The organism is Neobacillus vireti (genome assembly GCF_036962345.1).
Classification (GTDB): Bacteria; Bacillota; Bacilli; order Bacillales; family Cytobacillaceae; genus Neobacillus; species Neobacillus vireti_A.
This window is the reverse complement of the sequence record NZ_JBALNB010000004.1, coordinates 1-25,665: the sequence shown is the minus strand read 5'-3', so window position 1 is coordinate 25,665 and position 25,665 is coordinate 1. Positions and strand designations below refer to the sequence as shown.

25 protein-coding genes and 1 riboswitch are annotated in these 25,665 nt (G+C 40.6%); of the genes, 2 read left to right on the top strand and 23 right to left on the bottom strand.

Annotated features, from left to right (window positions below):
* Positions 1-42: 42 nt before the first annotated feature.
* The 5 genes from pcrA to V7108_RS02575 form a co-directional block, all read right to left on the bottom strand.
* The gene (gene pcrA, locus V7108_RS02595) at positions 43-2,298 is read right to left on the bottom strand and encodes a DNA helicase PcrA (protein WP_335509493.1); all 2,256 of its coding nucleotides are present in this window, start codon (positions 2,296-2,298) and stop codon (positions 43-45) included.
* A gap of 65 nt (positions 2,299-2,363) precedes the next feature.
* Positions 2,364-3,047 (bottom strand): heptaprenylglyceryl phosphate synthase, encoded by a 684-nt coding sequence (locus V7108_RS02590; protein WP_335567305.1) that lies wholly within the window; start codon positions 3,045-3,047, stop codon positions 2,364-2,366.
* A gap of 402 nt (positions 3,048-3,449) precedes the next feature.
* The gene (locus V7108_RS02585) at positions 3,450-3,761 is read right to left on the bottom strand and encodes a YerC/YecD family TrpR-related protein (protein ID WP_335509497.1); all 312 of its coding nucleotides are present in this window, start codon (positions 3,759-3,761) and stop codon (positions 3,450-3,452) included.
* A gap of 28 nt (positions 3,762-3,789) precedes the next feature.
* The gene (locus V7108_RS02580) at positions 3,790-4,842 is read right to left on the bottom strand and encodes a DUF3048 domain-containing protein (protein WP_335567304.1); all 1,053 of its coding nucleotides are present in this window, start codon (positions 4,840-4,842) and stop codon (positions 3,790-3,792) included.
* A 70-nt stretch (positions 4,843-4,912) separates the two neighbouring features.
* Positions 4,913-6,655: an adenine deaminase C-terminal domain-containing protein gene (locus V7108_RS02575; protein ID WP_335509501.1), complete on the bottom strand. Its 1,743-nt coding sequence runs from the start codon at positions 6,653-6,655 to the stop codon at positions 4,913-4,915.
* 166 nt (positions 6,656-6,821) lie between these two features.
* On the opposite strand from V7108_RS02575, the gene V7108_RS02570 reads away from it, so the two are divergent.
* On the top strand, positions 6,822-7,115 hold the full coding sequence (locus V7108_RS02570; protein ID WP_335509503.1) for a YgaP family membrane protein: 294 nt from the start codon (positions 6,822-6,824) through the stop codon (positions 7,113-7,115).
* A 269-nt stretch (positions 7,116-7,384) separates the two neighbouring features.
* Here V7108_RS02570 and purD read toward each other — a convergent pair whose 3' ends face one another.
* The 17 genes from purD to V7108_RS02485 all read right to left on the bottom strand — a co-directional run bounded on the left by purD (position 7,385) and on the right by V7108_RS02485 (position 23,226).
* Entirely contained in the window at positions 7,385-8,656 is a 1,272-nt protein-coding gene (gene purD, locus V7108_RS02565) for a phosphoribosylamine--glycine ligase (RefSeq protein WP_335509505.1), read from the bottom strand.
* A gap of 15 nt (positions 8,657-8,671) precedes the next feature.
* On the bottom strand, positions 8,672-10,210 hold the full coding sequence (purH, locus tag V7108_RS02560; protein ID WP_335567303.1) for a bifunctional phosphoribosylaminoimidazolecarboxamide formyltransferase/IMP cyclohydrolase: 1,539 nt from the start codon (positions 10,208-10,210) through the stop codon (positions 8,672-8,674).
* Entirely contained in the window at positions 10,185-10,787 is a 603-nt protein-coding gene (gene purN, locus V7108_RS02555; protein ID WP_335509509.1) for a phosphoribosylglycinamide formyltransferase, read from the bottom strand. Before purN ends, purH begins: the two co-directional genes overlap by 26 nt.
* The gene (gene purM, locus V7108_RS02550; protein WP_335509511.1) at positions 10,784-11,809 is read right to left on the bottom strand and encodes a phosphoribosylformylglycinamidine cyclo-ligase; all 1,026 of its coding nucleotides are present in this window, start codon (positions 11,807-11,809) and stop codon (positions 10,784-10,786) included. Before purM ends, purN begins: the two co-directional genes overlap by 4 nt.
* An 11-nt stretch (positions 11,810-11,820) precedes the next feature.
* Positions 11,821-13,227, bottom strand: coding sequence for an amidophosphoribosyltransferase (purF, locus tag V7108_RS02545; protein WP_335509513.1), 1,407 nt, complete (start codon positions 13,225-13,227; stop codon positions 11,821-11,823).
* Positions 13,203-15,431: a phosphoribosylformylglycinamidine synthase subunit PurL gene (purL, locus tag V7108_RS02540; RefSeq protein WP_335567302.1), complete on the bottom strand. Its 2,229-nt coding sequence runs from the start codon at positions 15,429-15,431 to the stop codon at positions 13,203-13,205. The genes purF and purL overlap by 25 nt, the downstream gene beginning before the upstream one ends.
* Positions 15,415-16,098: a phosphoribosylformylglycinamidine synthase subunit PurQ gene (purQ, locus tag V7108_RS02535; protein WP_335509516.1), complete on the bottom strand. Its 684-nt coding sequence runs from the start codon at positions 16,096-16,098 to the stop codon at positions 15,415-15,417. The genes purL and purQ overlap by 17 nt, the downstream gene beginning before the upstream one ends.
* The gene (gene purS / locus V7108_RS02530; RefSeq protein ID WP_335509518.1) at positions 16,095-16,349 is read right to left on the bottom strand and encodes a phosphoribosylformylglycinamidine synthase subunit PurS; all 255 of its coding nucleotides are present in this window, start codon (positions 16,347-16,349) and stop codon (positions 16,095-16,097) included. Before purS ends, purQ begins: the two co-directional genes overlap by 4 nt.
* A 1-nt stretch (position 16,350) precedes the next feature.
* Positions 16,351-17,055 carry a phosphoribosylaminoimidazolesuccinocarboxamide synthase gene (gene purC / locus V7108_RS02525; protein ID WP_335509520.1) on the bottom strand — a complete coding sequence of 235 codons (705 nt, stop codon included), beginning with the start codon at positions 17,053-17,055 and terminating at the stop codon, positions 16,351-16,353.
* 77 nt (positions 17,056-17,132) lie between these two features.
* Positions 17,133-18,431, bottom strand: a complete 1,299-nt coding sequence (purB, locus tag V7108_RS02520) for an adenylosuccinate lyase (protein WP_335567301.1) — start codon at positions 18,429-18,431, stop codon at positions 17,133-17,135.
* On the bottom strand, positions 18,428-19,576 hold the full coding sequence (gene purK, locus V7108_RS02515; RefSeq protein WP_335567300.1) for a 5-(carboxyamino)imidazole ribonucleotide synthase: 1,149 nt from the start codon (positions 19,574-19,576) through the stop codon (positions 18,428-18,430). Before purK ends, purB begins: the two co-directional genes overlap by 4 nt.
* On the bottom strand, positions 19,569-20,057 hold the full coding sequence (purE, locus tag V7108_RS02510; RefSeq protein ID WP_335509526.1) for a 5-(carboxyamino)imidazole ribonucleotide mutase: 489 nt from the start codon (positions 20,055-20,057) through the stop codon (positions 19,569-19,571). Before purE ends, purK begins: the two co-directional genes overlap by 8 nt.
* Before the next feature lie 177 nt (positions 20,058-20,234).
* A riboswitch (purine riboswitch) is annotated at positions 20,235-20,336 on the bottom strand.
* An 85-nt stretch (positions 20,337-20,421) separates the two neighbouring features.
* Positions 20,422-20,622, bottom strand: coding sequence for an NETI motif-containing protein (locus tag V7108_RS02505; RefSeq protein WP_335567299.1), 201 nt, complete (start codon positions 20,620-20,622; stop codon positions 20,422-20,424).
* Entirely contained in the window at positions 20,619-21,161 is a 543-nt protein-coding gene (locus V7108_RS02500) for a DUF2179 domain-containing protein (RefSeq protein ID WP_335509530.1), read from the bottom strand. The genes V7108_RS02505 and V7108_RS02500 overlap by 4 nt, the downstream gene beginning before the upstream one ends.
* Before the next feature lie 106 nt (positions 21,162-21,267).
* Positions 21,268-22,185, bottom strand: a complete 918-nt coding sequence (locus V7108_RS02495) for an alpha/beta fold hydrolase (protein ID WP_335567298.1) — start codon at positions 22,183-22,185, stop codon at positions 21,268-21,270.
* A 66-nt stretch (positions 22,186-22,251) separates the two neighbouring features.
* Complete coding sequence (locus V7108_RS02490; RefSeq protein ID WP_335509534.1) at positions 22,252-22,704, bottom strand: MarR family winged helix-turn-helix transcriptional regulator; 453 nt, start codon at positions 22,702-22,704, stop codon at positions 22,252-22,254.
* Positions 22,705-23,064: 360 nt separating this feature from the next.
* Positions 23,065-23,226, bottom strand: a complete 162-nt coding sequence (locus V7108_RS02485) for a hypothetical protein (protein ID WP_335509535.1) — start codon at positions 23,224-23,226, stop codon at positions 23,065-23,067.
* 54 nt (positions 23,227-23,280) lie between these two features.
* Here V7108_RS02485 and V7108_RS02480 point away from each other — a divergent pair, with 54 nt between their 5' ends.
* Positions 23,281-24,501, top strand: coding sequence for a hypothetical protein (locus V7108_RS02480; protein WP_335509537.1), 1,221 nt, complete (start codon positions 23,281-23,283; stop codon positions 24,499-24,501).
* Between the two features lie 58 nt (positions 24,502-24,559).
* Here the strand turns inward: V7108_RS02480 and V7108_RS02475 are convergent, their stop codons facing one another.
* Positions 24,560-25,456 carry a fumarylacetoacetate hydrolase family protein gene (locus V7108_RS02475; protein ID WP_335567297.1) on the bottom strand — a complete coding sequence of 299 codons (897 nt, stop codon included), beginning with the start codon at positions 25,454-25,456 and terminating at the stop codon, positions 24,560-24,562.
* Between the last annotated feature and the right edge of the window lie 209 nt (positions 25,457-25,665).

The window sequence follows — 25,665 nt, the reverse complement described above, 5'->3', positions numbered from 1 at the left end:
AATATGATAACGAGAATAGCCCCAAAAAGGGGCATTCTTTTTTTATACCTTTTTTGTTATTGGTGCAAACTTAGCCAGCAGGCGCTTGATACCAGTTGGGCTTGGGAAAGCTATATCCAGCTCTGTTCCTTCCCCTTCCCCTTTTACACTTACTACTGTACCAATGCCCCATTTACCATGCTCGGCTTTATCGCCAACCTTCCAGCCAATCGTATCTCCACCAGTGGAAGCCGCTACAGGTCTCATAACTGGTTTTCTAGTTACTGGTGTCCCGAACGAGGTGCTTGTTGAACCCATTGTACTCCGGCCAAAAGCAGTTCCTCTTGTACCGAACGAAGTACCTTTCTTTTCTGCTGGTTCCACTCCTTCTAACAGCTCTTCCGGAATCTCTTTGATGAACCTTGATGCTGGATTCATGTTCGTTCTACCAAACAAGGTTCTCATCTGAGCGTTTGTAATGAATAGTGTTTGTTCCGCCCTCGTAATTCCTACGTAAGCCAAACGGCGCTCTTCTTCCATTTCTGCTTCTTCCATTAGTGAGCGGCTGTGAGGGAAAACTCCTTCTTCTAACCCGATTAAAAAGACAACAGGAAATTCTAATCCTTTTGCAGAGTGAAGTGTCATTAGAGTAACGGCATCAACTGCTTCTCCATCATCATCAAGTGAATCGATATCCGCTACAAGCGCTAAATCGGTTAAGAATGCAACAAGACTCTTATCTTCATTCACTTGTTCAAAATTCTTGGTAACAGATAATAATTCATCCAAGTTTTCAAGTCTGCTTTGGGCTTCGATTGACTTCTCTGCCTTCAGCATTTCTCGATAACCAGACTTATCTAGTATTTCCTCAACTAGCTCGGTTACCGATAGAAATTCTTGCATTTGCGTATAATTTTTTATTAAATCTCTAAATTCCCTGGCACCTTTGGTGATTTTCGGGCTTAACCCTAGTAACTCCACGGAGTCGAGCGCCTGGAAAATGGATATATCATGCATGGCAGCAAAGTCAGCCATTTTATCAATGGAACTCGAACCAATTCCGCGCTTAGGCACATTAATGATCCGCTGTAAGCTGATGTCATCATCAGGATTCGAAATGAGCCTCAAATAAGCAAGCATATCCTTGATTTCTTTTCTGTCATAGAACTTCGTCCCGCCAACGATGCTATATTCAATATTTGATTTTAGCAAAACTTCTTCCATTACACGGGATTGAGCGTTTGTCCGATAAAGGATGGCAATATCGGATAGCTTTTTGCCATCGCGTGTTAATTCTTTAATTTTCCCAGCTACAAACTGAGCTTCTCCCTGCTCACTATCCGCACGATAATAAACAAGTTTGTTTCCTTCCGGGTTTTCGGTCCAAAGATTCTTTGCCTTACGGGTTATATTATTTTCTATAACCTTATTCGCAGCCAAAAGAATCCTCTTGGTGGAGCGATAGTTTTGCTCAAGCAAAATCACTTTGGCATCCGGATAATCTTTTTCAAACGAAAGAATGTTGGCTATATCCGCTCCCCGCCAGCGATAAATCGACTGGTCAGAATCCCCGACCACACAAAGGTTTTTAAAGCGATTTGCCAAAAACTTCACCAGCATATACTGTGCTCGGTTGGTATCCTGATACTCATCAACATGTATATACTGGAACTTTCGCTGATAATATTCAAGTACTTCTGGTACGCGCTGGAACAATTGAATGGTTTTCATAATCAAGTCATCAAAATCAAGCGCTTGATTTTTCCGTAACCGTTTTTGATATTCTGTATACACATCACTAACTGTTTGTTCAAAGTAGCCCCCGGCGGTTTTAGCATATTCTTCGGGATCAATTAATTCATTCTTTGCCGAACTAATCGCCCCTAAAATCGCCCGCGGGTCATATTTTTTCGGGTCAAGGTTCTTATCTTTAAGAATTCCTTTTACTACTGATTGCTGATCACCTGTATCCAAAATCGTAAAGTTACGATTGAACCCCATCCGGTCGATATCCCGACGCAAAATTCTTACACACATCGAGTGGAAGGTGGAGATCCAAATTTCCTCGGCTGCTCCGCCCATCACTTTTCCAATACGCTCTCTCATTTCACGAGCGGCTTTATTTGTAAAGGTAATCGCTAAAATATTATAAGGATTTACACGTTTTTCAACGATTAGATAGGCAATTCTGTGTGTTAATACTCTCGTTTTCCCACTTCCAGCACCAGCCATCAGTAAAAGCGGACCGTCCGTTGCTTTTACAGCGTTTTGCTGTTCTGGATTTAAACCATTTAGAAGCTTTTCTGATAAATATTGCAATTCCTTCACCACCATAACGAACATTTGTTCTTATTTTAACTCTTTTGTTCTATTTAAGCAAATTTTCACCGTACAGCTTTTACTGTTGCCAAAGCTTGGGCAAAATCATCGTAAATGGCATTTCCAACCACAATGACATCAGCATGCTTGGCCATTTCGGAGGCTTGGTCAGCGGATTTAATTCCACCGCCGTAAAAAAGAACGGTTTTATCAAGAACTTTTTTTACCTCATCAATTACCTGAACATCTCCATATTTACCGCTATATTCAAGATAGAAGATTGGCAAATGGAACATTTTCTCTGCCATCATCGCATAGGCCTTTACTTCTTCGATTGTTGCATTTGTATCAGCAGATGTCAGTTTAGCAGCCTTGCATTCCTCATTTAATATGCAGTAGCCTTCCATGACAATCTCTTCCCAATCCATAATTTCACCAAATTCTTTCACTGCTTGATGGTGAAGTCCGGTTATCCACTTGGTATCACTGCTATTTAAAATCGTTGGAATAAAATAAAGGTCAAAGCCGGGGGTAACACTTTCAATACTAGAAACTTCGAGGACACAGGGAACAGTAAAGCGGCGTATTCTAGCCATCAATTCAAGAACATTTTCCAGAGTAACTCCATCAGTCCCTCCAACGATAACACCGTCTGTTCCAGATTCACATATTTTTTCTAACTGTTCATCACTTATCTCTTTATTTGGATCGAGTTTAAACACATGGCGCCACTCGCGAAAATCATACATCCCAAGATCCTCCCATTCATCTTCATTCCACCATTATAGCATTTACAGATTCGTTTAAAAAAGAAAACACTAATTGAAATAATAGAAATGTTAACCATATTAAAAAAGCGGAGGCGACTTTGTCAGTGAAAAAGGCAGTTCATTTTTTTCCTCGGGTCCACAGACATAAGCGAGCCGAGAAGGTTGCTCTTTAACCTTCTTGACTGATTGTCGGAAATGTGGAGGCGACTGCCCTGGGACGAAGGCATAAGACGAACCCTGCAAGAAGGCGTTCTTTGCCTTCTTCAGGGGGTGGCTTATGACTCGAGTCCCAAGGAGCCGAAACTAGACAAGCTTATGACCCAAGCTCCTAGGCGCCGGAGCTGGATTAAAAAAACCGAAGAGCACTCTCTTCGGCTTGGTTTATTTTTCTTCAGTTGGTTCTTCCGTTTTAATCCGCTCTAATACCATTTCATAGGTATCATTACCAAAATTCAAGCAGCGTTTCACACGTGAAATCGTTGCTGTACTAGCACCAGTTTCTGTTTCAATTTTATGATAAGTATTTCCATCACGGAGCATTCTAGCTACATCTAGGCGTTGTGCTAAGGATTGAATCTCATTAATGGTACATAAATCATCAAAAAAACGATAACATTCTTCGAGATCCTTTAAGGAAAGAACGGCTTGAAATAACTGATCAAGCTCTTTTCCGCGTAACTTATTTATTTGCATTTGGATTACCCCTTTAGATAGTAAGAAATTATTTTACATTAAATAATACACTTGATTGAAGTCCAGGATTCGTCGGGATAACATTCACCCAAGTTTTTCCAGGGACAAATGGAACCACTTCACCATTTTTTATTGGCACGATTAGACCATTATCATTTTTCCATTCCACTTGTATTACCTTGCCCAATTGCAGCAAGTAACCTGATCCCCCTGCTTCTAAGTCAATTTCCTTATGGCCAACATTATCAATGACTTGGTGCGTTGTCTCGATGATAAACAGATTGTCTAACAGGATAGGTTCTTTTGTTTCGTTATCAATGGTTTGGTCTCCATCAGAGAAACGTTTGTATTTTCCAACTGATTCATCATACTCGTAAATAGAGTCGAAAACCCCGCTAGCAGAGTATGAAACCATTACTGACTTCGCTTCATCCCCTGTTACCGATTTACTTTCATCCTCTGATAAAAATGTAAATTCATGCGGCGATTGATCCATAGAGTATTTCTTTTCTTTTGCACCTTTTAAAACATTTTCATACGTGATATAAGAATTATGGGGCGCCTGGCGGTCTCTAGACCTTTTAAATAAAGTACCGTCATAAACCATTCCATTTAAATTATCAATAAACCCGCGTTCAAGCAATTCTTGTGCCTCTGCACTATAGCCGTGAGCTATAAAAAGTGCATTAAGCCCTTTTGCTACATCAATGTAATAATCCCTTGCACTTCGAACAGGCCCAATATTTTCAGGACGTTCGCTTTGAAAAACGGCAAGAAACCGGGTAACATCGCCTTCAGCTAGTATTTCATAAACTATATCTGCTTTGTGCAAACCAGATTGCGGTCTGGCTTTGGGATGATTGTTAACCATTACCGCTACTGCTCTGCCCTCGGTCTTTTTCTCTGAACCTATACCTGTTAATGGGTAGTGATAGGGTAGTTCCGTCTCAACTTCTCCCTGTATCACTTCCTCCACCTCTTTTACCGGGTCCTTTGGCTCTGGTCCATTCGCTTTTTCTTTCTCACTGCAGCCAGAGAGCAGTAAAAGAGCTGCTGTTGCTGCAACAGCCCACTTTTTCATCTTTTAAACACTCCTAACTTTATCTAAAAGGAGGTGGAAGATTTAATCTCCATTTAAATACTTTTATATTTTAACGCATTATCGAAGGAAAGAGTACCGTTTTGTTCATGACATCGTACATTCCCTGCGGCGTAATACGAATATAAGGTAAATGAGTAGCGGAAAAGAATTGCAAACTGTATACAGGATCTGAAAAAGAATAGCCGCGACCCCTCAATTCCTCAAGCAGTTTCTTTTCTTCATTTATTAATTCCTTAATGGGAAGATTAGACATTAGACCATTTAATCTTAATGGAACCTCACACACAACGTGTTCATCTTCAACCATGACGATTCCGCCGCCCAGCTTCTTCATCCTTTCAAATGCCGCAAGCATATCCGTTTTATTTTTTCCAATTAAGATAATATCACCTGTATTGGAATAGGAACTTGCGAGTGCTGAAAGATTTGTTGCAAAACCTTTCAACAGGGTATTAATCCTCCACTTTCCATTCCGATCTAACAGCGTGAAAAAGCATTCGTCATGATCGGTGGACAACTCATCACCTGAGGCATCGATTGCGATAGAATAAGGCTTCGTAATGACCGAATTCTCCATCTTAATTCCAAATGGCATGGAGAACTGCAGGTCATCAATACTTAGTTTCCATTCAAGTTCCATAGGCTTTAGACCATACTCATCCCAATTGATTGAGTGGTAAGAATCGACCGTTTGTCCTTCACGTTTTACCCATTTCCCTTTTGCAAGAACAGAATGCGGTGTTGGATTTTCAATACTTGATAAGAAATTAATGTTTGCGACACGGCCCGTAGCAATATTTCCATGCAGATGGTCAATATTATAATAACGGGCAATGTTCACCGTAGCCATATTATAGGCATCGATCACAGGTACACCTTTTTCTATGGCAATCCGAATCATTTGATCATTCATACCTTGTTCATAAAAAGTCGATGTTGCCCCATCTGTGTTAAACATGAGACGATCGTAGGCTTGAATGCCTAAGCGTTTTATATCGTCTAGCAGTTCTGGCAGGTCGGGACGAATGGATGAATATCTCAATGAAACCATATATCCCTGCATTAAACGGTTATAAACTTCTTCACCTGTCATCGCCTCATGGTCACTATCAGCACCTAAGAGCATCATTTTTGCTAACGTTTTCTCAGATGCTCCAGGAAAATGACCCTCAATCTTTTTGCGCATCCGCTTCGTTTCTTGCATCCAGTGCAGCATCATATCATCGCCATCTAGCAACTTCGGCCATCCTGTCAATTCCCCGCCTTGCAAAACAGCGTCGTGCTCTAACCACGATTTAATATTGCTATGTGAAAAAACATCCACTTCATTCAATATTTCAGTTTGCGGGTCAAACCTGCACCACCAGAACATCGTCGTTGGAATGGAACGCAGCTCTTTCAGTAAGGAAAACGCTTCCTTTTTCTTCAGATTCATAATCAATGACATGTTGTCATTGATTATGGTCGTTGTTCCAAACTGGGATGCATAGGCTGCAAGTGTATGGGGATTATATAATTGATAAGGATGGGCATGTGGCTCAATATAACCTGGGACAAGTATTTCATTTGTGCAGTCAACGACTTCACAATTTTCCAAGTCAGCCGGTAAATTCTCGCCGACGTATACAATCCGATCATCATATATCCAAATATTCGCCCGCATCCACTGGCGAAATGTCTGATTTAAATACAAGGCATTTTTCAATAAAAGAGTTGGTGAAGTTTTACCATCTAAAACTGATACATGCGCGCGTAAGTGTTTATTTTTCCATCGATACCGTTGTTCCAGCATACGATACCCTTCCTTTCTTGAAGCTATCTATCTATTAAAAGTATTGTTTTATCAATAAAGAAAGCCCTTACAAAAATTAGATTTACCTTATACTAACATATTTTACTGTTTAACGCATTAAAGAAATGGTAATTGATTTAAAAATATTGTGAAGGAGTGAACAAAAATGAACGTTACAAAAAATATTGGGATTTTAAATGCATTAATTAGGATTACCATTGGGCTGACGATTCTTTCTTGGAGTACCGCTAAAATGGTGAAGTTTCCGTGGAGAGATTCTTATTTGTTTATTGCTATATGTGGTGCAATGAAGGTTGCAGAAGGTATTGTTCGTTTTTGCCCGGTCACGGCACTGTTTGAAAGGTATCAGGAAATGGAGCAGCAGCAAATACCTTTAGCGCTTGGCGATGAATCTGCTGAATCTAATATTGATGAGGTATTGCCGTATAATCCTTCGTAACTGTTTGAGTATAGTTTGCTTGATGGCTATTCGTGCCCTTCAACTCAAAATTATTTGGATCGTGGTAACGAATAAATGCTTTTCATGCCCTTCCACTTAGAATTATCCGGTTTGCGGTAACGAATAAATGCTTTTCGTGCCCTTCAACCCAGAATTATCCGGTTGGCGGTAACGGATAGCCTCTCTATTCTTGCCCTTCCGCTTAGGTTTCACTGGTTTCGGTACCATAAAAAAACGGGCTGACCCAAAAATGGTCAGCCCTTACCTTTTTAACTTAAGACGCGCCCGATTGCCTTCGAACCGATATCCTTACGATAAAACACACCATCGCATGATAATTTTTGCAGTTCTCGATATACAGTATCTTGTGCATCCTGTAAGCTATCAGCTTTTGCCCCAACTAAGAGAACCCTGCCTCCATCCGTAACAAATTCACCTAGTTGATTTTTATTTGTACCTGCGTGGAACGTATAGACTTCCTGTGAAAAATCTGATAATCCTTTAAGAACAGCACCTTTATCATATTGTTCTGGATATCCTTTGGCTGCCACGACTACCCCAATCATCGATTGCGTATCCCATACCAATTCCGGCGTCTTGCGAGCCAATAAGTCTAAGATTGTCTGTACTAAATCCGATTTTAACCTCGGTAAAATAACCTGTGTTTCCGGGTCGCCAAAACGAGCATTAAATTCGATTACCTTTGGACCTTTGTCGGTTACAATCAATCCTGCATAAAGAATTCCGCAAAAGCTTCTTCCTTCTTGGATCATTGCATTTGCAGCAGGCTTAAGGATCGTTTCGATAGCTGTTTCAACTGTCTCATTGTCAATATGAGGAACTGGTGAGTAAGCACCCATTCCACCCGTATTTGGACCGTTATCACCATCAAAGGCACGCTTATGATCTTGGGCGATTTCAAGCGGGATCACGATATCCCCATTCACGAATGCCATGAGGGAAAATTCCTCACCAGCTAAAAACTCCTCAATAACCACACGTGAAGAAGCGTCGCCAAATTTTTGGCCCACAAGCATTTCTTCCGCACTCTGTAATGCTTCTTCAAGCGTTAAGGCAACCGTAACACCTTTTCCGGCAGCCAATCCATCCGCTTTAATAACGATTGGAGCACCTTTTTCTTCAATATATTGCTTTGCATCCTCAAAGTTGGTGAATACCGCATATTCAGCAGTAGGAATCTGATACTTCCTCATGATTTCCTTTGCAAACGACTTACTTCCTTCGATTTCAGCTGCTAATCCGCTTGGTCCAAACACAGCTAAACCTTCAGCCTGAAATTTATCTGCCAATCCTTCAAGCAATGGCACCTCTGGGCCAATGATCGTTAAACCAATTTCCTGTTCGATTGCAAATTGAATTAACTGAGCATGTTCACTCTCTGAGATTAGGACTCGTTCAGCCACATCTTCCATCCCATCATTACCTGGAGCAGCATATACTTTTTCAACAAGGGGGCTTTCACTTACCTTTTTGCACAGTGCATGTTCTCTTCCGCCTCGTCCAATGATTAGAACTTTCACTTCTTTCACCTCGTTTTAGTGTTTAAAATGTCTTACTCCGGTAAACACCATGGCAATTCCGTATTCATCCGCTTTTTTGATGGAATCTTCGTCACGGATGGAACCGCCTGGCTGAATGATTGCCGTAATTCCCGCTTTAGCTGCTGCTTCAACGGTATCATCCATTGGGAAGAAAGCATCAGAGGCAAGTGCAGCGCCTGCTGCTTGTTCACCAGCTTGTTTTAAAGCAATTTCAGCGGCACCTACTCTGTTCATTTGACCAGCGCCGATTCCAATTGTCATATCCTCTTTTGACACGACAATGGCATTGGATTTTACATGTTTAACAACTTTCCAGCCGAGCTTTAATGCTGCCCACTCCTGCTCAGTTGGCTGTCTTTTTGTCGCTACTTTAATCTCAGCGTCTTCCAAAGTGAATCGGTCCTGTTCTTGAACAAGAAGCCCGCCTTCTATGGTCGTTAACTTTAATTCTGGTTTTTGTGTGTCTAAGAATGGAATCGTTAATAAACGAAGATTCTTTTTGGATGTTAAAACCGATAATGCATCAGCTGAGAAAGACGGTGCAATAATGATTTCCAAGAAAATCTCATGAAGTTTGCCTGCAGTCTCTGCATCCACTTCTCGATTAAAGGCAATGATTCCGCCAAAAATGGATACAGGGTCGGCAGCAAATGCTTTTTCAAAAGCAGTAAAAGTACTTGTCCCTGTCCCAATACCACAAGGATTCATATGCTTAACAGCCACTGCAGCGGGTTCAGTAAATTCTTTTACGATTTGCAGAGCTGCATCCGCGTCATTGATGTTATTATAGGATAATTCTTTCCCATGAAGCTGTTCCGCATTAGCAATGGAGAATGTGGAACCAAGTGGTTTTTTATAAAAAGCAGCTTTTTGATGTGGATTTTCACCATAACGAAGCGATTGCTTTAATTCATATGTAACCGTCAATTTTTCAGGTGTTTCTTCCTGAGCAAGTTCGGTCATATATTCAGCAATTAAAGCGTCATATGCAGCTGTATGACGGAAAACTTTTGCCGCCAGCTTTCTGCGTGTTTCCAGCGTTGTTTGACCATCGGCCTTTAATTCCTCAATTACATTACTATAATCCACAGGATCCACAACTACCGTTACATACTGATGATTTTTAGCAGAGGCACGTAACATAGATGGACCGCCAATATCGATATTTTCAATCGCATCGTCTGTGGTTACATCTGGCTTCTCAATAGTTTGTTGAAAAGGGTAAAGGTTCACACAAACGATTTGAATCGGATTAATACCATGTTCATCAAGTTGTTTTTGGTGCTGCTCATCATCATGTTTAGCTAGCAATCCGCCATGAATAAAAGGGTTTAACGTCTTTACACGTCCTTCTAATATTTCTGGAAAACCGGTAACATCACTTACACCAAGAACAGGAATACCTTGTTCTTGCAGTGCCTTTTTCGTTCCGCCTGTTGAAATAATTTCAAACCCTAAGCTGACTAACTCTTTAGCAAAATCAGAAATACCATTTTTATCAGAAACACTAATTAGTGCGCGTTTTTTTGTCATTGGTGACTTCCCCTTTCATTAACAGCATTTGCAAGATGGATGGATAAAGCTTATGTTCGATTTTTTGGATTTTCTGCTGCAAACTTTCTCTTGTTTCTTTATTTTCAATTCGGATACGTTCTTGGACAATTATCGGACCCGTGTCCATTCCTTCATCAACGTAATGGATCGTTACGCCAGTCCACTTCGCTTTTGCCTCCAGGGCCTGACCAACCGCGTCTTTACCTGGAAATGCAGGAAGAAGCGAAGGATGGATATTTACGATTCTGCCCGAATACTCACCAAGCAAGGTTGGACCTAATAGTCTCATATAACCTGCAAGGACGATAAATTCAACACCATAACTGGTTAATTGCTCCGTAATTACCTTCTCATACGCTTCTTTGGAGCTATATTCCTTTGGGTTAAAAGAAAAAGCCGGGATACGAGCGGCATTTGCCCGTTCAACAGCAAACGCTCCCGGTTTGTCACAAACAAGAAGAGCTATATCCGCTTTAAGCTCTCCCGTTTGTACTACATCGATGATGGCTTGAAAATTGCTACCATTTCCAGATGCAAAGACAGCAATTTTTTTCATCGGCGGCCACCTAGTACAATTCCCTCTTCTGCTGTAACCATACCAATCTCATATGGAGTTTCCCCGGACTCTCTTAAATGATCCATCAAGTCAGCGGCGTTTTCTTTATCAACAGCGATAACCATGCCGATACCCATGTTAAAAATATTATACATATCCTGCTGTTCGATCTGGCCAACTGTCGTGATTAAATTAAAAATCGGTGGAATCTCCCAGCTCTTATCATAAATCGCAGCTCCAAGTCCCTCAGGAAGCATCCGCGGAATATTTTCAATAAATCCGCCGCCTGTAATATGGGCCATCCCTTTTATTTCGAATTTTTTCAAAGCCGATAAAATCGGTTTTACATAGATTCTTGTTGGTTTTAATAATTCCTCTCCTAAACTGCAGCCAAGTTCGTCTACATATTCCGTTAAGGCCCAATTATTGAAAACCTTTCTAACGAGTGAATACCCATTGCTGTGAATTCCGCTTGAAGCTAATCCAATCAACACGTCTCCAGGCTTGATATTTTGTCCTGTGATCATTTTGGATTTCTCAACAGCTCCAACGGTGAATCCTGCTAAATCATACTCACTTTCACTATACAAACCAGGCATTTCCGCTGTTTCACCGCCAATAAGTGCACAGCCTGCCTGTTCACATCCATCACTAATGCCCTTTACAATTGCCTCTATCTTTTCCGGATCTGCTTTTCCGCATGCAATATAATCTAAAAAGAACAAAGGCTCTGCCCCTTGAACCACGATATCATTGACACACATTGCAACAGCATCGATACCAATGGTGTCATGCTTATCCATCCAAAAAGCAATCATCAGCTTTGTGCCAACTCCGTCTGTTCCTGAGACAAGAACAGGTTCTTTTAGGTTAAGAGAAGATAGGTCAAACATTCCGCCAAATCCGCCTAACCCGCCTAATACACCTGCTCGGGCTGTTCTTTGCACATGCTTTTTCATTCTTTCAACAGCCTCATAGCCTGCTTCGATGTTTACCCCTGCCTGTTTATACGCATTTGCCATGATGGTCCCCCTTATTTTTGGTAATAATATTGGAGTGTATCTGGATATATTTCCGTTGGATAATTACCTGTAAAACAGCCAAGGCAGAAACCATCCGTTCCTTCAGTTTTTACAATTGCTTCTACCATTCCCTCTGTGCTTAAAAACGTTAGGGAATCAGCACCAATAAGCTCGCGAATATCTTCCACTGATTTATCCGATGCAATTAATTCCTCCTTAGACGATGTATCAATCCCATAGAAACAAGGATTTTTTATCGGCGGAGAACTGATCACAACATGTACCTCTGTCGCTCCTGCTTCCTTTAGCAGCGATACAATCCGTTTGCTCGTGGTTCCGCGAACGATGGAGTCATCCACCATTACAACACGTTTTCCTTCTACCACACCGCGAACAGCGGACAGCTTCATTTTTACCCCTTGCTCTCGTAAGGTTTGAGTAGGTTGAATGAAAGTTCTGCCAACATATTTATTTTTAATTAAGCCCATTTCATAGGGAATACCGGAAACTTCTGCATAGCCAATCGCGGCAGAAATACTTGAATCTGGAACACCTGTTACTACGTCGGCTTCGATCGGAGCTTCAACTGCCAATCTTTTCCCCATATTCTTACGGGCTGTATGCACATTAATACCTTGAATGTTACTATCCGGTCTTGAGAAATAAACATATTCCATCGCACAGATTGACTTCGTTGAATTGAAAGCGAATTGCTCAGAAGTAATTCCGTCCTTGTTTATAATCAATAATTCTCCCGGTCGAATATCACGGATAAATTCCGCCCCAATGACATCAAATGCACAGGTTTCGGAAGCAACCACATAGGCATCTCCTAAACATGCGAGTGATAATGGTCTTAACCCATGAGGATCAAGAGCAACCATTAATTCATTCTCCGTTAGAATTAAATAGGCGTAAGCTCCTTTTAACATCGAAAGAGCATTTTTAACCTGATCTTTAAGCTCAGGAAATCCGCTTCTTCTAATTAAATGAGCTAAAACTTCGGTATCAGAGCTTGTTTGAAAAATACTTCCCTGTGCTTCCAGCTGGTGCTTTAAGAAATTAGCATTTACTAGGTTTCCATTATGGGCAAGGGCAAGACTGCCCGTTTGGGAATGGAACAGCAAGGGCTGGACATTTTCATAACCGGCGCCTCCTGCCGTTGCATAACGTACATGCCCAATCGCAGAGGTTCCCTTTAATTCTTCCATTACCTTCGGAGTGAAAATCTCTGAAACGAGTCCTTCACCTTTGACAACCCTTAGCTTTTCTCCGTTGGATACGACGATACCTGTACCCTCCTGGCCGCGATGCTGCAGACTATGAAGCCCATAATAGGTAAGCTGTGCAGAATCTGGGTGTCCCCAGACACCAAAGACTCCGCACTCTTCGTTTAATCCCTTGATTTCAGCAAGCATGGAATAGCTCCTTTCCAGGCATCCTTCAATTGGTTTACAGAAGCTTCTAATACTGTATCGGTTTTAGATAAAACTTTTAACGTTCCTGTTTCGTTCACTTCTCCGATTAATTGTGCAGTTACTAAACTCTCAAACTGTGCTTGATGTTCTTTTTTCACAGATAACAAGAAACGAGATTGTGATTCACTGAATAAGGAAGAAACGAGATTCCCTGAAACATTCACTTCCGCTCCGAGTTTGTCATTGTCGAAAAGACTTTCGGCAATCGCCACTGCTAAACCGCCTTCTGATAAGTCATGAGCAGATTGAACTACGCCAGCACGGATGGCCGCTAATACTTGATCCTGATTTGCTTTTTCTACCTCAATATTTAACTCCGGAGCTTTTCCAAAAACTTTTCCGTGAACTAGTTTTTGAAGCTCACTTCCACCGAACTCATCCTTTGTTTCTCCAACTAAGTAGATAAGGTCGCCACTATTTTTAAATGATTGTGTGGTGATATGATCAATATCTGTTACCAATCCAACCATTCCGATTACTGGCGTTGGATAGATGGCCGTTCCGCTTGTTTCGTTATATAAAGAGACGTTACCGCCAATAACTGGAGTTTCAAGAACGCGGCAGGCTTCACTGATTCCATCCGCTGCTTTTTCAATTTGCCAGAACACTTCTGGCTTTTCTGGATTACCGAAGTTTAAGTTATCAGTAATGGCTAATGGTTCTGCACCAGAGCAGACAATATTACGGGCTGCTTCCGCTACGGCAATTTTCCCGCCCACTTCAGGGTCTAAATACACATAGCGTGAGTTACAGTCAGTTGTCATCGCTAATGCCTTACGAGTTCCACGAATACGAACTACTGCCGCATCTGAACCTGGTGATACAACTGTATTTGTCCGCACCATATAGTCATACTGCTGATAAACCCATTCCTTGCTCGCAATTGTTGACTGACTTAAAAGCTTTAGAAGTGTTTCTTTTAGATCGGAAACCTGTGGGATTTCCTGCTCCATTGCCTGAAACTCCTCATAATACGCAGGAACTTTGGATGGTTTGTGATAAACAGGTGCGTCTTCCGCTAAAGCGTCAACCGGAACATCTGCCACGATTTCGCCATGGTGCAGCAAACGTAGTTTTTTATCATCTGTTACTGTACCAATCGCTACAGCTTCCAGGTCATATTTTGTGAATAAATCTTTTATCTCCTGCTCTCTTCCCTTTGTAACAACAATTAGCATACGTTCTTGGGATTCTGAAAGCATCATTTCATATGCAGTCATTCCTGTTTCACGCTGTGGAACGAGGTCTAAGTTCATTTCGATACCCATTCCTGCCTTACTTGCCATTTCCGCTGAAGAACTTGTTAATCCCGCAGCCCCCATATCCTGAATTCCTACAAGCGCATCGGATTGAATCAGTTCCAAACAAGCTTCTAGTAAAAGCTTCTCCATGAATGGATCTCCAACCTGAACTGCTGGACGGTTTTCATCGGATTGATCAGTCAACTCTTCAGAAGCAAAAGTTGCACCATGAATTCCGTCACGTCCTGTTTTGGCACCAACATACATCACCGTATTGCCAACACCTTGCGCAAGACCTTTTTTAATGTCTTTATGGTCAATTAAACCGACACACATCGCATTAACTAATGGATTACCATCATAGCTAGCGTCAAATTGAATTTCGCCGCCGACAGTCGGGATTCCGATACAGTTTCCGTAGCCTGCAATTCCTGCGACAACTTCTTTGAATAAGTAGCGCACCCTTGCAGATTCATTCAATTCTCCGAAGCGAAGTGAGTTTAATAGTGCGATTGGACGTGCTCCCATCGAGAAAATATCACGGATGATTCCGCCTACGCCTGTTGCGGCACCTTGATATGGTTCGATCGCAGATGGATGGTTGTGGCTTTCAATTTTAAAAACAACCGCTTGTTCATCACCGATATCGACAATCCCTGCGCCTTCACCAGGACCTTGAAGAACCTTTTCCCCTGTAATTGGGAATTTTTTCAATACTGGCTTCGAGTTTTTATAGCTGCAATGCTCTGACCACATAACGGAAAATAATCCCGTTTCAGTGTAGTTCGGTGTCCGGCCAAGAATGTTTTCAACGAGCGTAAATTCTTCATCGGATAAGCCCATTTGCTGATAAAGTTTTTCTGTCTTTACTTGATCTGGTCTTGGTTCATGCTTTAACAACATTTGCTTCCCTCCAGCTTCTTACAATCGATTGAAATAATTTAAGTCCATCTGCGCCGCCTAATAACTCATCAACAGCTCTTTCTGGGTGCGGCATCATTCCAAGAACATTTCCTTTTTCATTGATAATGCCTGCTATATCTTCTAAACTTCCGTTCGGGTTATCTTGGTACGTAAAAACGATTTGATTGTTCGCTTTGAGCTTCACGAGTGTTTCTTCATCACAATAGTAGTTTCCTTCACCGTGAGCGACTGGAATACTAATGGTTTCTCCTTGAGAGTAGGCAGTAGAAAACATCGTCTGATTGTTCTCTACCTTTAATTCAACAGGTTTACAGATAAATGATAGACTTTCGTTACGTTTCATGGCTCCAGGCAGTAACCCAGCTTCAAGCAAAATCTGAAACCCATTGCAGACACCAAGAATCGGTTTACCAGCCTCTGCCGCTTTTACTACCTCTTTCATTACCTTGCTAAAACGAGCAATGGCGCCTGTTCGTAAGTAATCACCATATGAAAAACCGCCAGGAAGTAAGATGCCGTCAAATCCCTCTAAGCTTTCCGTATCATGCCATACATATTCAACCTGCTCACCAAGTTCATCCTTAATCGCATGGTACATATCGATATCACAGTTAGACCCCGGAAAAACGATGACTGCAAACTTCACTGAGGAACAACCTCCTCTACTTCATAACGGTAGTCTTCAATAACTGGATTTGCTAACAGCTTGCTGCAAATTTCATTGATTACTTCATCAAGATTACGCTCTGACTTTTCAATCGTCAGCTCCATATATTTACCGATTCGAACATCGGATACCTCTGGATAGTTTAATGATTGCAGTGAATGCGTTACTGCCTTACCTTGTGGATCTAGTACACTTTCTCTCAACGTAACATATACCTTTACTTTATACATGCTATTTTCCCCCTAATCTGTTAAAAACAGTTTCGTAAGCTTCTGTTAAACTTCCAAGGTCCCGACGGAATACATCTTTATCGAGCTTTTCATTTGTCTTTTTGTCCCATAATCTGCAGGTATCCGGTGAAATCTCATCTGCTAATAAAATGTCTTCAGCAGCATCCTTGCCAAATTCTAGTTTGAAGTCGATCAAATTGATGCCTAGTTCAGCGAAAAATCCTGTTAAAACTTTATTGATTTGCAGGGCTTTTTCTTTTAAAACGGCCAGTTCTTCTGCTGTTGCAACGTTCAATTCGTAAATATGGTCAACAGTTACGAGTGGATCGCCGAGGTCGTCATTTTTTAAATAAAACTCGACCAGCGGTTTTGTTAACTCTTTACCTTCCTCGATTCCCATGCGCTTTGAAAAACTGCCTGCAGCCACGTTTCGGACGACAACTTCAAGAGGGATGATACTTACTTTTTTAACCAGCTGCTCCGTTTCCGACAGTTGCTTAATAAAATGCGACTCAATTCCCTGTTCTTTAAGCTTTAAAAATAGCAAACTAGTAATTTCGTTATTTAAACGCCCTTTACCGGTAATATCCGCCTTCTTTTGCCCGTTAAAAGCTGTAGCTGAATCCTTATATTCAATTAAAACCGTCTGTTCATCATCTGTTTTAAAAATCCGCTTTGCTTTTCCTTCATACAAAAGCTCTCTCATAGAACGCCTCCTGAATTGGCAATATTGGGAATCTTCTTGATAAGTTAGGGGTGCACTTGCACCCCTTCTATTTTTTTTTACCCGTTCAACCCTAATCGTTCAAAAATGGTATCAACATGCTGAAGGTGATAGTTGTAATCAAAACAGTCAGCAATTTCTTCCGCTGAAAGCAGGCTAGTAATTTTCGGCTCTTCTTCAATCAAGCCGCGGAATGGTACTTGTTTTTCCCATGACTCCATTGTTTTTGGCTGCACAGTATCGTAGGCCTCTTCACGTGATAAGCCTTTGTCAATCAACGCCAGCAGTACTCTCTGTGAGTAAATCAGCCCAAGTGTACGATCCATGTTACGTTTCATGTTTTCCGGGTAGACTGTAAGGTTTTTAATGATGTTGCCAAAACGATTTAACATGTAGTTCAAGGCAATCGTAGCGTCCGGTAAAATGATCCGCTCTGCAGACGAGTGTGAAATATCTCGTTCATGCCATAACGGCACATTTTCATATGCGGTCATCATATAGCCGCGAATCACACGTGCCAAACCAGTCATATTTTCGGACCCAATTGGGTTTCGTTTATGAGGCATTGCTGATGATCCTTTTTGTCCTTTTGCAAAAAACTCTTCTACTTCACGCGTTTCACTTTTTTGCAGCCCGCGGACTTCCACAGCGAATTTTTCAATCGAAGTCGCAATCAATGCAAGAGTGGACATATAGTGTGCATGGCGGTCGCGCTGCAAGGTTTGAGTTGAGATCGGTGCAGGCTGAGTCCCAAGTTTTTCACACACATATTGTTCAACAAACGGGTTAATATTCGCATACGTTCCAACTGCTCCAGAAATTTTTCCAAACTCAACACCAGCAGCGGCCTGATTAAAACGCTCCAGGTTTCGTTTCATTTCTTCGTACCAAAGAGCAAGCTTTAAGCCGAATGTAGTCGGTTCCGCATGTACCCCGTGTGTACGCCCCATCATTACGGTAAATTTATGTTCGATCGCTTTGTTTTTTAGAATTTCTATAAAGTTTTCAAGATCCTTTCGGATAATCGCATTGGCCTGCTTTAATACGTAAGAAAGCGCGGTATCTACCACATCCGTTGAAGTTAAACCGTAATGTACCCATTTGCGCTCTTCTCCTAATGTCTCGGACACAGCGCGGGTAAAAGCCACAACATCATGTCTAGTCTCTTCTTCGATTTCTCTAATCCGGTCAATATTAAAGGATGCATTCTCACGAAGCTTCATTACGTCCTCTTTCGGAATTTCTCCTAACTCCGCCCATGCCTCACATGCAAGGATTTCAACCTCCAGCCACGCGTTAAAGCGATTTTCATCTGTCCAAATCGCACCCATTTCAGGTCTTGTATAACGATCAATCATTTTTTGGCCTCCAAACTTTTATCGTCCCAAATGTGACTATTACTCACATCTTTAAGGGCAGAATCAACCGTATCACATAGAATGGTTACATGCCCCATTTTTCGTTTAAATTTCGCCTCTTTTTTACCGTAAAAATGAACCTTCCAATCCGGTACACATGTTACTTTTTCTAACACGTTTTGAACATGCTCTCCTAATATATTAACCATGACTGCAGGCTTTAATAGCTCAGTCTTACCAAGGGGAAGGTTACACACAGCCCTGATATGCTGTTCGAATTGTGATGTTTCACATGCTTCAATCGTATAATGCCCTGAATTATGCGGTCTAGGAGCGAGTTCATTTATATAAATTGTATCCTCATCCGTTAAAAACATTTCAACCGCCAGCGTTCCCACTAACTCAAATGCATTGGCAAGCTGAATCGCGGATTGAATGGCCTTATCCTCCGCTTGTTTACTAATACGTGCAGGCACGATCGTCTGGTGGAGAATATTATCCTGATGAATATTTTCGCCAACCGGAAATACTGCTGTTTCTCCTTGCGGATTTCGAACGATTATGACGGAAATTTCTTTCGTAAAAGAAACCCATTTTTCCAAGATACATTGTCCGTGTTCAAGAAGTGCTTTAGCCTCTTCAATATCCTGGCTATTTTTAAGAACTGCTTGCCCTTTGCCGTCATAACCGCCGCGTGCTGTTTTCAATACAACGGGATAACCAAGCACTTCACAATTTTCTTGAAGATCATTCAGCGAATTGATGACCGCATATGGTGCCACCTCGACACCTGCATTTGAAATTGCCGCTTTTTCTTTCACCCGGTCTTGAGTAATTTCAAGCAGGTTCTTACCCTGTGGTACATAGGCTTGATTACAAAGCCATTCAAGCGCTGCAGCATCTATATTTTCAAATTCGTAGGTGATGACATCACTGATTTCAGCAAGTTGGCTAATGGCTGCTAGATCATCATAATTGGCGATAATCTTATAATCCGCCACCTGACCGCATGGAGAATCTTCCGTAGGATCTAAAACTGCAATTCGATAACCCTTTTCTCTTGCGGAAAGGGCCATCATTCTTCCGAGCTGACCGCCGCCAATAATTCCAATCGTTTGTCCTGGTAAAATTGTTTGATTAGACAAGCTCTTCACTACTTTCTATTGCCGAAGTTTTTGCTTCCTCGCGGATTTGCTCTAGTCGTTCTTGTAATTTCGAATCAGTAATCGCTGCGATCTGAGCAGCGAGTAAACCAGCATTCGTGGCTCCTGCCTTCCCAATTGCTACCGTTGCCACTGGTACGCCAGCTGGCATTTGCACAATCGATAATAGTGAATCCAATCCATTTAATGCCTTCGATTGAACAGGAACCCCAATCACAGGTAATGTCGTCTTTGCAGCCACCATACCTGGCAGATGAGCAGCACCGCCGGCACCTGCAATGATTACCTTAATTCCCCTTTCTCTAGCATTCTCAGCAAATTCAAACATCAAATCAGGAGTACGGTGTGCTGAAACGACCTTTTTTTCATACGGAACCTCTAACCGGTCAAGGATCTCACAGGCATGCTTCATCGTTTCCCAATCTGATTTACTTCCCATTATTACTGCGACAATCGGATTCATGTTCTCGCCCCTTTTTATAGCTCCAGCGCCCCTGGACAAGTCGCTTGCGCTTTTATTACTTTCTTATATAAAAAGCCCTAAACAGATACTTCCCCAATTTCGCAGAAATGAGAGAAAGTAGTCTGTCCGGGCTGATTCGGCACAGATAAAATACCTTGAAATGATTTTGTCATTTCCGGCATTTCCACTTTCCCTCATAGTCCAATCATTTACGGTAATTGGGTAGAAACTTATGGGCCATATTCCCATTATTATACGAGGGTATTACGTAATTTATTTATTTGACACCTTTATATTATAATTTATGGAGCAAATGGTCAATAAAAACGAACGATTTTATTTTTACCAATTATAATGTTCGCTTTTATTCAACACTAATACCTTCAAATATAATCTGCCTTCCGACGGGTTCATAGGCTTTTTCGTTCCCATTAATTACCTCGTGGAAGATCGGTTTTTCCGTACGGCGGATCGGGACATATCCCTGTTTCTTCATTCGCTCTAAACACGCCTCGATACTTTCATCTTCTTGAACCTCAAATTGCATTTTCTTCTTTTTACTCATGAAAACAATTTCCCTCTTTTCACTGATTTCACCCAAAAGCCGCCATGGATCGCTTTTGGTTCATAGGAGATGATGAATGCTTTGGGATCTATACCTTTTATCGTTTCATATAATTTAAGTTCGAATTTCCTTGGAGTCAAGATTTGCAGGGCCATACGATCTCCCTCGAGACCATGGGCCGCCCAATCTGTCACTCCAAAACCTTTTTCTCTTAAAACCTTTGGCAGATCCTTATCATATTCCTTTGTGATTACATTCACCGTAATATAGCCCAAAGCCAGCTTTTCCTCAATTTTCATCCCGACAATCACACCGATACCGTACCCAACCGCATAAGCTATTAAGTTTTGAATTTCATTAATATTATTCAATACAAGTCCAAGTCCTAACACGTAAATCACTACTTCAATCATACTCAGTGACGCCGCTAAATATCGCTGACCTTTTAATGTTAAAATCATCCTGATCGTAAAAAATGATACATAGACAATATTGATAACCAAGATAATCGCGACCATCACAAAACTATTTTCTAACAATGAGTACACCCCTATCACTATTTGTATTTTGTTAGTGTAACCTTTTTTATTAAATTTTTCATTCATTTAAAATAGACCTGCCATTTTGACAGGTCTCAAGCTAGGATTATTTAACCAAGGGGAATTGATTTGAAGGATTGTCTTTTGCGCGGTCAAGGAGTGTAGTTAGGATATCGCTCCAAATTTGATCACCGTCCGTTAAAAAATGACCTGCTCCAGGGATAAAGTGAGTTTGGCAATTTGAGATAAGAGAAGCAGCTTTTTTCATTTCCTCCGCCGGAGCCATTCGATCCCCTTGACCATGCCAAACATCAATCGGTACAGCAATGTCAGCAAAGGAAAATCCCCAAGGTTTGGATAATAAAATAGGTTCATTCACACATTCATCCACAGATACTCGAAAGGCTTCGCCCATATGCATCATTAAACCTTTTAACTGTTCATCTGTTTGTAAAAATTGACGATCCCACTCATGTAAATGCTTGTTTCCTTTTTTATTTTGCTCTATGAACTTTTCTGGCTGTTCTTCAAGCAGCTTTTTCGTTGACCGATAACTTGCTCTTACTAGCCACGGTGCTTTTCTAGCGAGAAAAAAAGCGATTTTATTGGCAGTCATTGTACCTTTTGGAGATTTCCCATTTTCAAATGGAGTGGTGCTGGCTACTAAAGCTACTGATTCAAGTCTTTCAGCGAGCTTATAGGCACAGGCTGCAGCAAATGCGCCGCCTCCTGAAACCCCAATAATCGAGAACTTACCTAGCTTCAAAAAGTCTGCTGCTTCATTTATATCATCAACCCAATCAAGCAGGGTTCGGTTTGGCTTTGGGTCTGATAACCCAAAGCCCGGACGGTCCAACGATATCAATCGAATCCCCAATGTCTTAGAGATTTTATCATCCCCAAGAAATAGTAAGCGGGACCCTGGTGTACCATGAAAAAACATAACTGGCAGCCCTTGCGGCTCTCCATATTCAATCACAGCCAACTTTCTGCCATCTTTTAATGGAACCATATAGTCTCTCATTTCATTCTCCTCCATTATTTAATTTAATTAAATATTTTAGGGAACTGAAATATTACTCAAAAAAATTTACTCCTTCTGAGCTTCGACTGCGATATGATAGAGTTTTTCATGAATGTCTAATAACTTCTCCAGATCATCCTTTGGTAATTTCGCATAATATTTTTCAATGATAAATAACTGATTCTTTTCGACCATTTCATTATAGTGATGACCTTTTTCACCGAGTTGGACGATAATTTCGCGGCGGTTGTCAGGATTGATCTCTCTTTTTATATAATCCTGCTTTTCAAGCTTTGATATAAGCTGACTTGCAGCACTTGCCGTAATCGCTAAAAAGTGTGAGATTTCATTTACAGTCCGATTTTTTACCCTTAATAGTTCTAAGATTACTTGTTGTTTTGTTGAAAGGTCTGCAAACTCATCATTCATTAATTTTTTATAGTCTTCTAAAAATAGTGAACTCAACGCATTGGAGTAATCTAATATTTTGCTGCAGATCATTTCTATATCTTTGTTCACTTCTTTCACCTCTTTACATTTCCATTATAAACCAATATAAACATTTAAGTAAACTTAAATGTTTATGAAAATTTAAAAGCTAAGCTGGTAACCAGCTTAGCCTCTAGATCAATGTTTTTTTCAAGTTTCGTAAATAATGATGACGGATGAATAAGAAATAGATGATTTGTACGATAAAAAAGCTTGCTATTACGATAACCATTTCGGTCGCAATTGACATCATAAATAAACTTTGCAGCGCTATAAAGGCAAAAACACTATGAATAATAGTTACGATGATGGGAACAAAGAAAAGCAGTAAAAGCTGCTGTGTAACAGTCTTGTTCAGCTCCCCATCTGTTAAACCTACCTTTTTAATGGTTAAACATCCAATAAAACAAGATGTGGGGAATACTGTTCAAATTGGTAAAGGACACTGTCAAAATGATTGACTGACTGGGTATTAAAGCCAAATTTATGTAAATGCTCTTCAAGCAGTGTAACAAGTTGTTTATCATCTTCTACAACAAAAATTTTAAACATATGATTCTCCTTTAATTGGGGATTCTAAGAAAAAAAGATTTTAGGTGGTAACTCATGAAAAAAATACTAGTGTTCGTACTTTTATTATTAACCATTATTCCAAGTGCTGTCTCAGCAATACCGCATGAAAATCTAAAAGCAGCTTTTGTAAGAAACAATGAATTATGGATAAAAATAAAGGAATGGGAAATGAAAATTACAGACTCAGGTTATGTAAGATACCCCAAATGGTCATTCGATGGCAGTTGGATAGCCTATTTGAAGTCAGTAAAAGAGGGGGATGTTTTTGACCTATGGACGTACAATGTGAAAACCAATAAACACTATAAGGTAAAAGAAAATGTCAGTGATAATTTCCAATGGTCCCCTTATGAAAATAAAATCGGATTTCAAGTGGCAAAAAATTTATTTACTATTAATTCCGGACAACTTGGTCAATTTATTCCAGTTGCGAAAAACGTTGAAAACTTTTCTTGGCTTCCAACAGGGAATGGTTTACTTATTTCAACCAAGAAAAACCCAAAACTTAACTCAGATATAATTTTATCAAAAGTTATCTTAAGAAAAAATGAAAAGCCTATGATAAGCCATTTTTACACAATAAACGTGGATAATGATGAAATATTGGTCTCTACTAGTATATTTAAATGGTCAAACGACAAGAACTGGTTGAGCTTTTTATTAATCCCTACCGCTTCCTTATCTGCTGATGGAAATATCTTATCCGTCCTGTCCTCTGATGGAAAAACATTTCACCGAGTGGATGAAATGCTGCGGGAAGATGCTTGGTTCCAATGGGCGCCATTTAACAGCCTATTAGGATATATAGAAGGTACTGGAAGAGAAGCTACCATTACTAAGCAATTAAAGGTTTTAAATGCCCCAACAATGGAAAATGATGTTTATACCCCTGCCGGTTTTGTAGATCGCGATTTAACTTGGCAAAACAACCGGACTATCTTCGTTTCACGTTCGAAGGAAAATGGTGAAGGAATCTTAGATAGAAGACCATTGCCAAGCCTATATAAGATTAATCTATCGGATAATAAACAAACCCAGGTAACTGCTCCACCTGTAAAGTATGGGGATTTTAGACCACAAGTCGTTAAAAATAATCTAATTTGGATAAGAACAGATCGGAGGAATACACATGTACTCGTATCGCCTACCTATCAAATGAATGAAATGGTTTGGATTAACAATATCAATATTGGCAGTTCTTACTATGAAAAATGGAGTTGGGACGAGGTATTTAGTTTATATACGGCGCGCTAATTTTTATGTTTAGGGGGAGCACCAGGTAGGTTCATAGTGCCTGTCTCCTCCCCCAGACTTAAATGTCTTCAACTAATGTATTGGTAAGTGTACCTAACTTTTCAACTTCAACCGTTACCACATCACCCGGTTTCAAGTAAACTCTCTTTTCCCTTGGGTATCCAATGATAACACCTTCAGGAGTTCCAGTAAGAATCACATCACCTGGTGTAAGAGTCATATGCTGTGAAACATAGCTGACAATCTCTTCAACATTAAAAATCATATCGGATGTATTGGAATCTTGACGTTTTTCTCCATTTACATATGTTTTTAATTGCAACTTGTTGGGATCCCCTGCTTCATTCGCTGTGACTAGATATGGACCGATAGGGCAGAAGCCATCAGATGTTTTTCCAAGCAGCCATTGATGTGTTCTCTTTTGCAGGTCACGTGCTGAAAAATCATTTGCTGTGCAGTAGCCAAAAACATATTCTAATGCATTTTCCTTATTTACATACTTCGCTTCTTTCCCTATTACTACCCCTAATTCAACTTCATAATCCAGTCGCTGGGTCACCTTTGGTACAGCGATCTCGCATTTATGTCCTGTTAATGTATTATTAAATTTGCTAAATAATATTGGTACCTCCGGATAGGGAGCTTTTGTTTCATCTGCATGTTTGCGATAGTTTAAACCTATACAAATAATCTTGTTCGGCTGTGTGACACAAGGTCCCCACTCTATGTCTTCCTCACTTTTGATGTAATTTGGTTGATCTTCAACTGGCAGATTGGCAATATAGTCCTCGACTAAGGAAATCGCTTCCTGACCACCTGCGATTACATCCATGATATTTGTATGTATTTGATTATTAGGGCTAACTTTTAATGCCTCTTCCAGGTCAATAAGGCCATTCTCAACTTTTACACCTAATACATTCTTGCCCTCTTTATTGATCGTTACTAGTTTCATTGAATTGGTATCCTCCTTGTTTTCGCATCCTTACCAACTCATTTCTCTATTACTTACTTTTTATCCTTCCCTTGGTCTTTAATTAATTGAAGCAATTTTTAGAAAAGACACACTCGTTATATTAAAAGTGCATGATTAACCATATTGTGCCCGTAATCCAGTCAATCGATAATTACGGTAAGATTCCAATCGTGATTGTGCCCCTAATC

What these genes read in the sequence shown, in the direction of transcription:
- V7108_RS02590 (WP_335567305.1), bottom strand. Translation starts at nt 3,047, where the DNA reads ATGTATGATTTTCGCGAGTGGCGCCATGTGTTTAAACTCGATCCAAAT.
- V7108_RS02585 (WP_335509497.1), bottom strand. Translation starts at nt 3,761, where the DNA reads ATGCAAATAAATAAGTTACGCGGAAAAGAGCTTGATCAGTTATTTCAA.
- V7108_RS02580 (WP_335567304.1), bottom strand. Translation starts at nt 4,842, where the DNA reads ATGAAAAAGTGGGCTGTTGCAGCAACAGCAGCTCTTTTACTGCTCTCT.
- V7108_RS02575 (WP_335509501.1), bottom strand. Translation starts at nt 6,655, where the DNA reads ATGCTGGAACAACGGTATCGATGGAAAAATAAACACTTACGCGCGCAT.
- V7108_RS02570 (WP_335509503.1), top strand. Translation starts at nt 6,822, where the DNA reads ATGAACGTTACAAAAAATATTGGGATTTTAAATGCATTAATTAGGATT.
- purH (WP_335567303.1), bottom strand. Translation starts at nt 10,210, where the DNA reads ATGACAAAAAAACGCGCACTAATTAGTGTTTCTGATAAAAATGGTATT.
- purN (WP_335509509.1), bottom strand. Translation starts at nt 10,787, where the DNA reads ATGAAAAAAATTGCTGTCTTTGCATCTGGAAATGGTAGCAATTTTCAA.
- purM (WP_335509511.1), bottom strand. Translation starts at nt 11,809, where the DNA reads ATGGCAAATGCGTATAAACAGGCAGGGGTAAACATCGAAGCAGGCTAT.
- purF (WP_335509513.1), bottom strand. Translation starts at nt 13,227, where the DNA reads ATGCTTGCTGAAATCAAGGGATTAAACGAAGAGTGCGGAGTCTTTGGT.
- purL (WP_335567302.1), bottom strand. Translation starts at nt 15,431, where the DNA reads ATGTTGTTAAAGCATGAACCAAGACCAGATCAAGTAAAGACAGAAAAA.
- purS (WP_335509518.1), bottom strand. Translation starts at nt 16,349, where the DNA reads ATGTATAAAGTAAAGGTATATGTTACGTTGAGAGAAAGTGTACTAGAT.
- purC (WP_335509520.1), bottom strand. Translation starts at nt 17,055, where the DNA reads ATGAGAGAGCTTTTGTATGAAGGAAAAGCAAAGCGGATTTTTAAAACA.
- purB (WP_335567301.1), bottom strand. Translation starts at nt 18,431, where the DNA reads ATGATTGATCGTTATACAAGACCTGAAATGGGTGCGATTTGGACAGAT.
- purE (WP_335509526.1), bottom strand. Translation starts at nt 20,057, where the DNA reads ATGAATCCGATTGTCGCAGTAATAATGGGAAGTAAATCAGATTGGGAA.
- V7108_RS02505 (WP_335567299.1), bottom strand. Translation starts at nt 20,622, where the DNA reads ATGAGTAAAAAGAAGAAAATGCAATTTGAGGTTCAAGAAGATGAAAGT.
- V7108_RS02495 (WP_335567298.1), bottom strand. Translation starts at nt 22,185, where the DNA reads ATGAGAGACTATATGGTTCCATTAAAAGATGGCAGAAAGTTGGCTGTG.
- V7108_RS02485 (WP_335509535.1), bottom strand. Translation starts at nt 23,226, where the DNA reads ATGTTTAAAATTTTTGTTGTAGAAGATGATAAACAACTTGTTACACTG.
- V7108_RS02480 (WP_335509537.1), top strand. Translation starts at nt 23,281, where the DNA reads ATGAAAAAAATACTAGTGTTCGTACTTTTATTATTAACCATTATTCCA.
- V7108_RS02475 (WP_335567297.1), bottom strand. Translation starts at nt 25,456, where the DNA reads ATGAAACTAGTAACGATCAATAAAGAGGGCAAGAATGTATTAGGTGTA.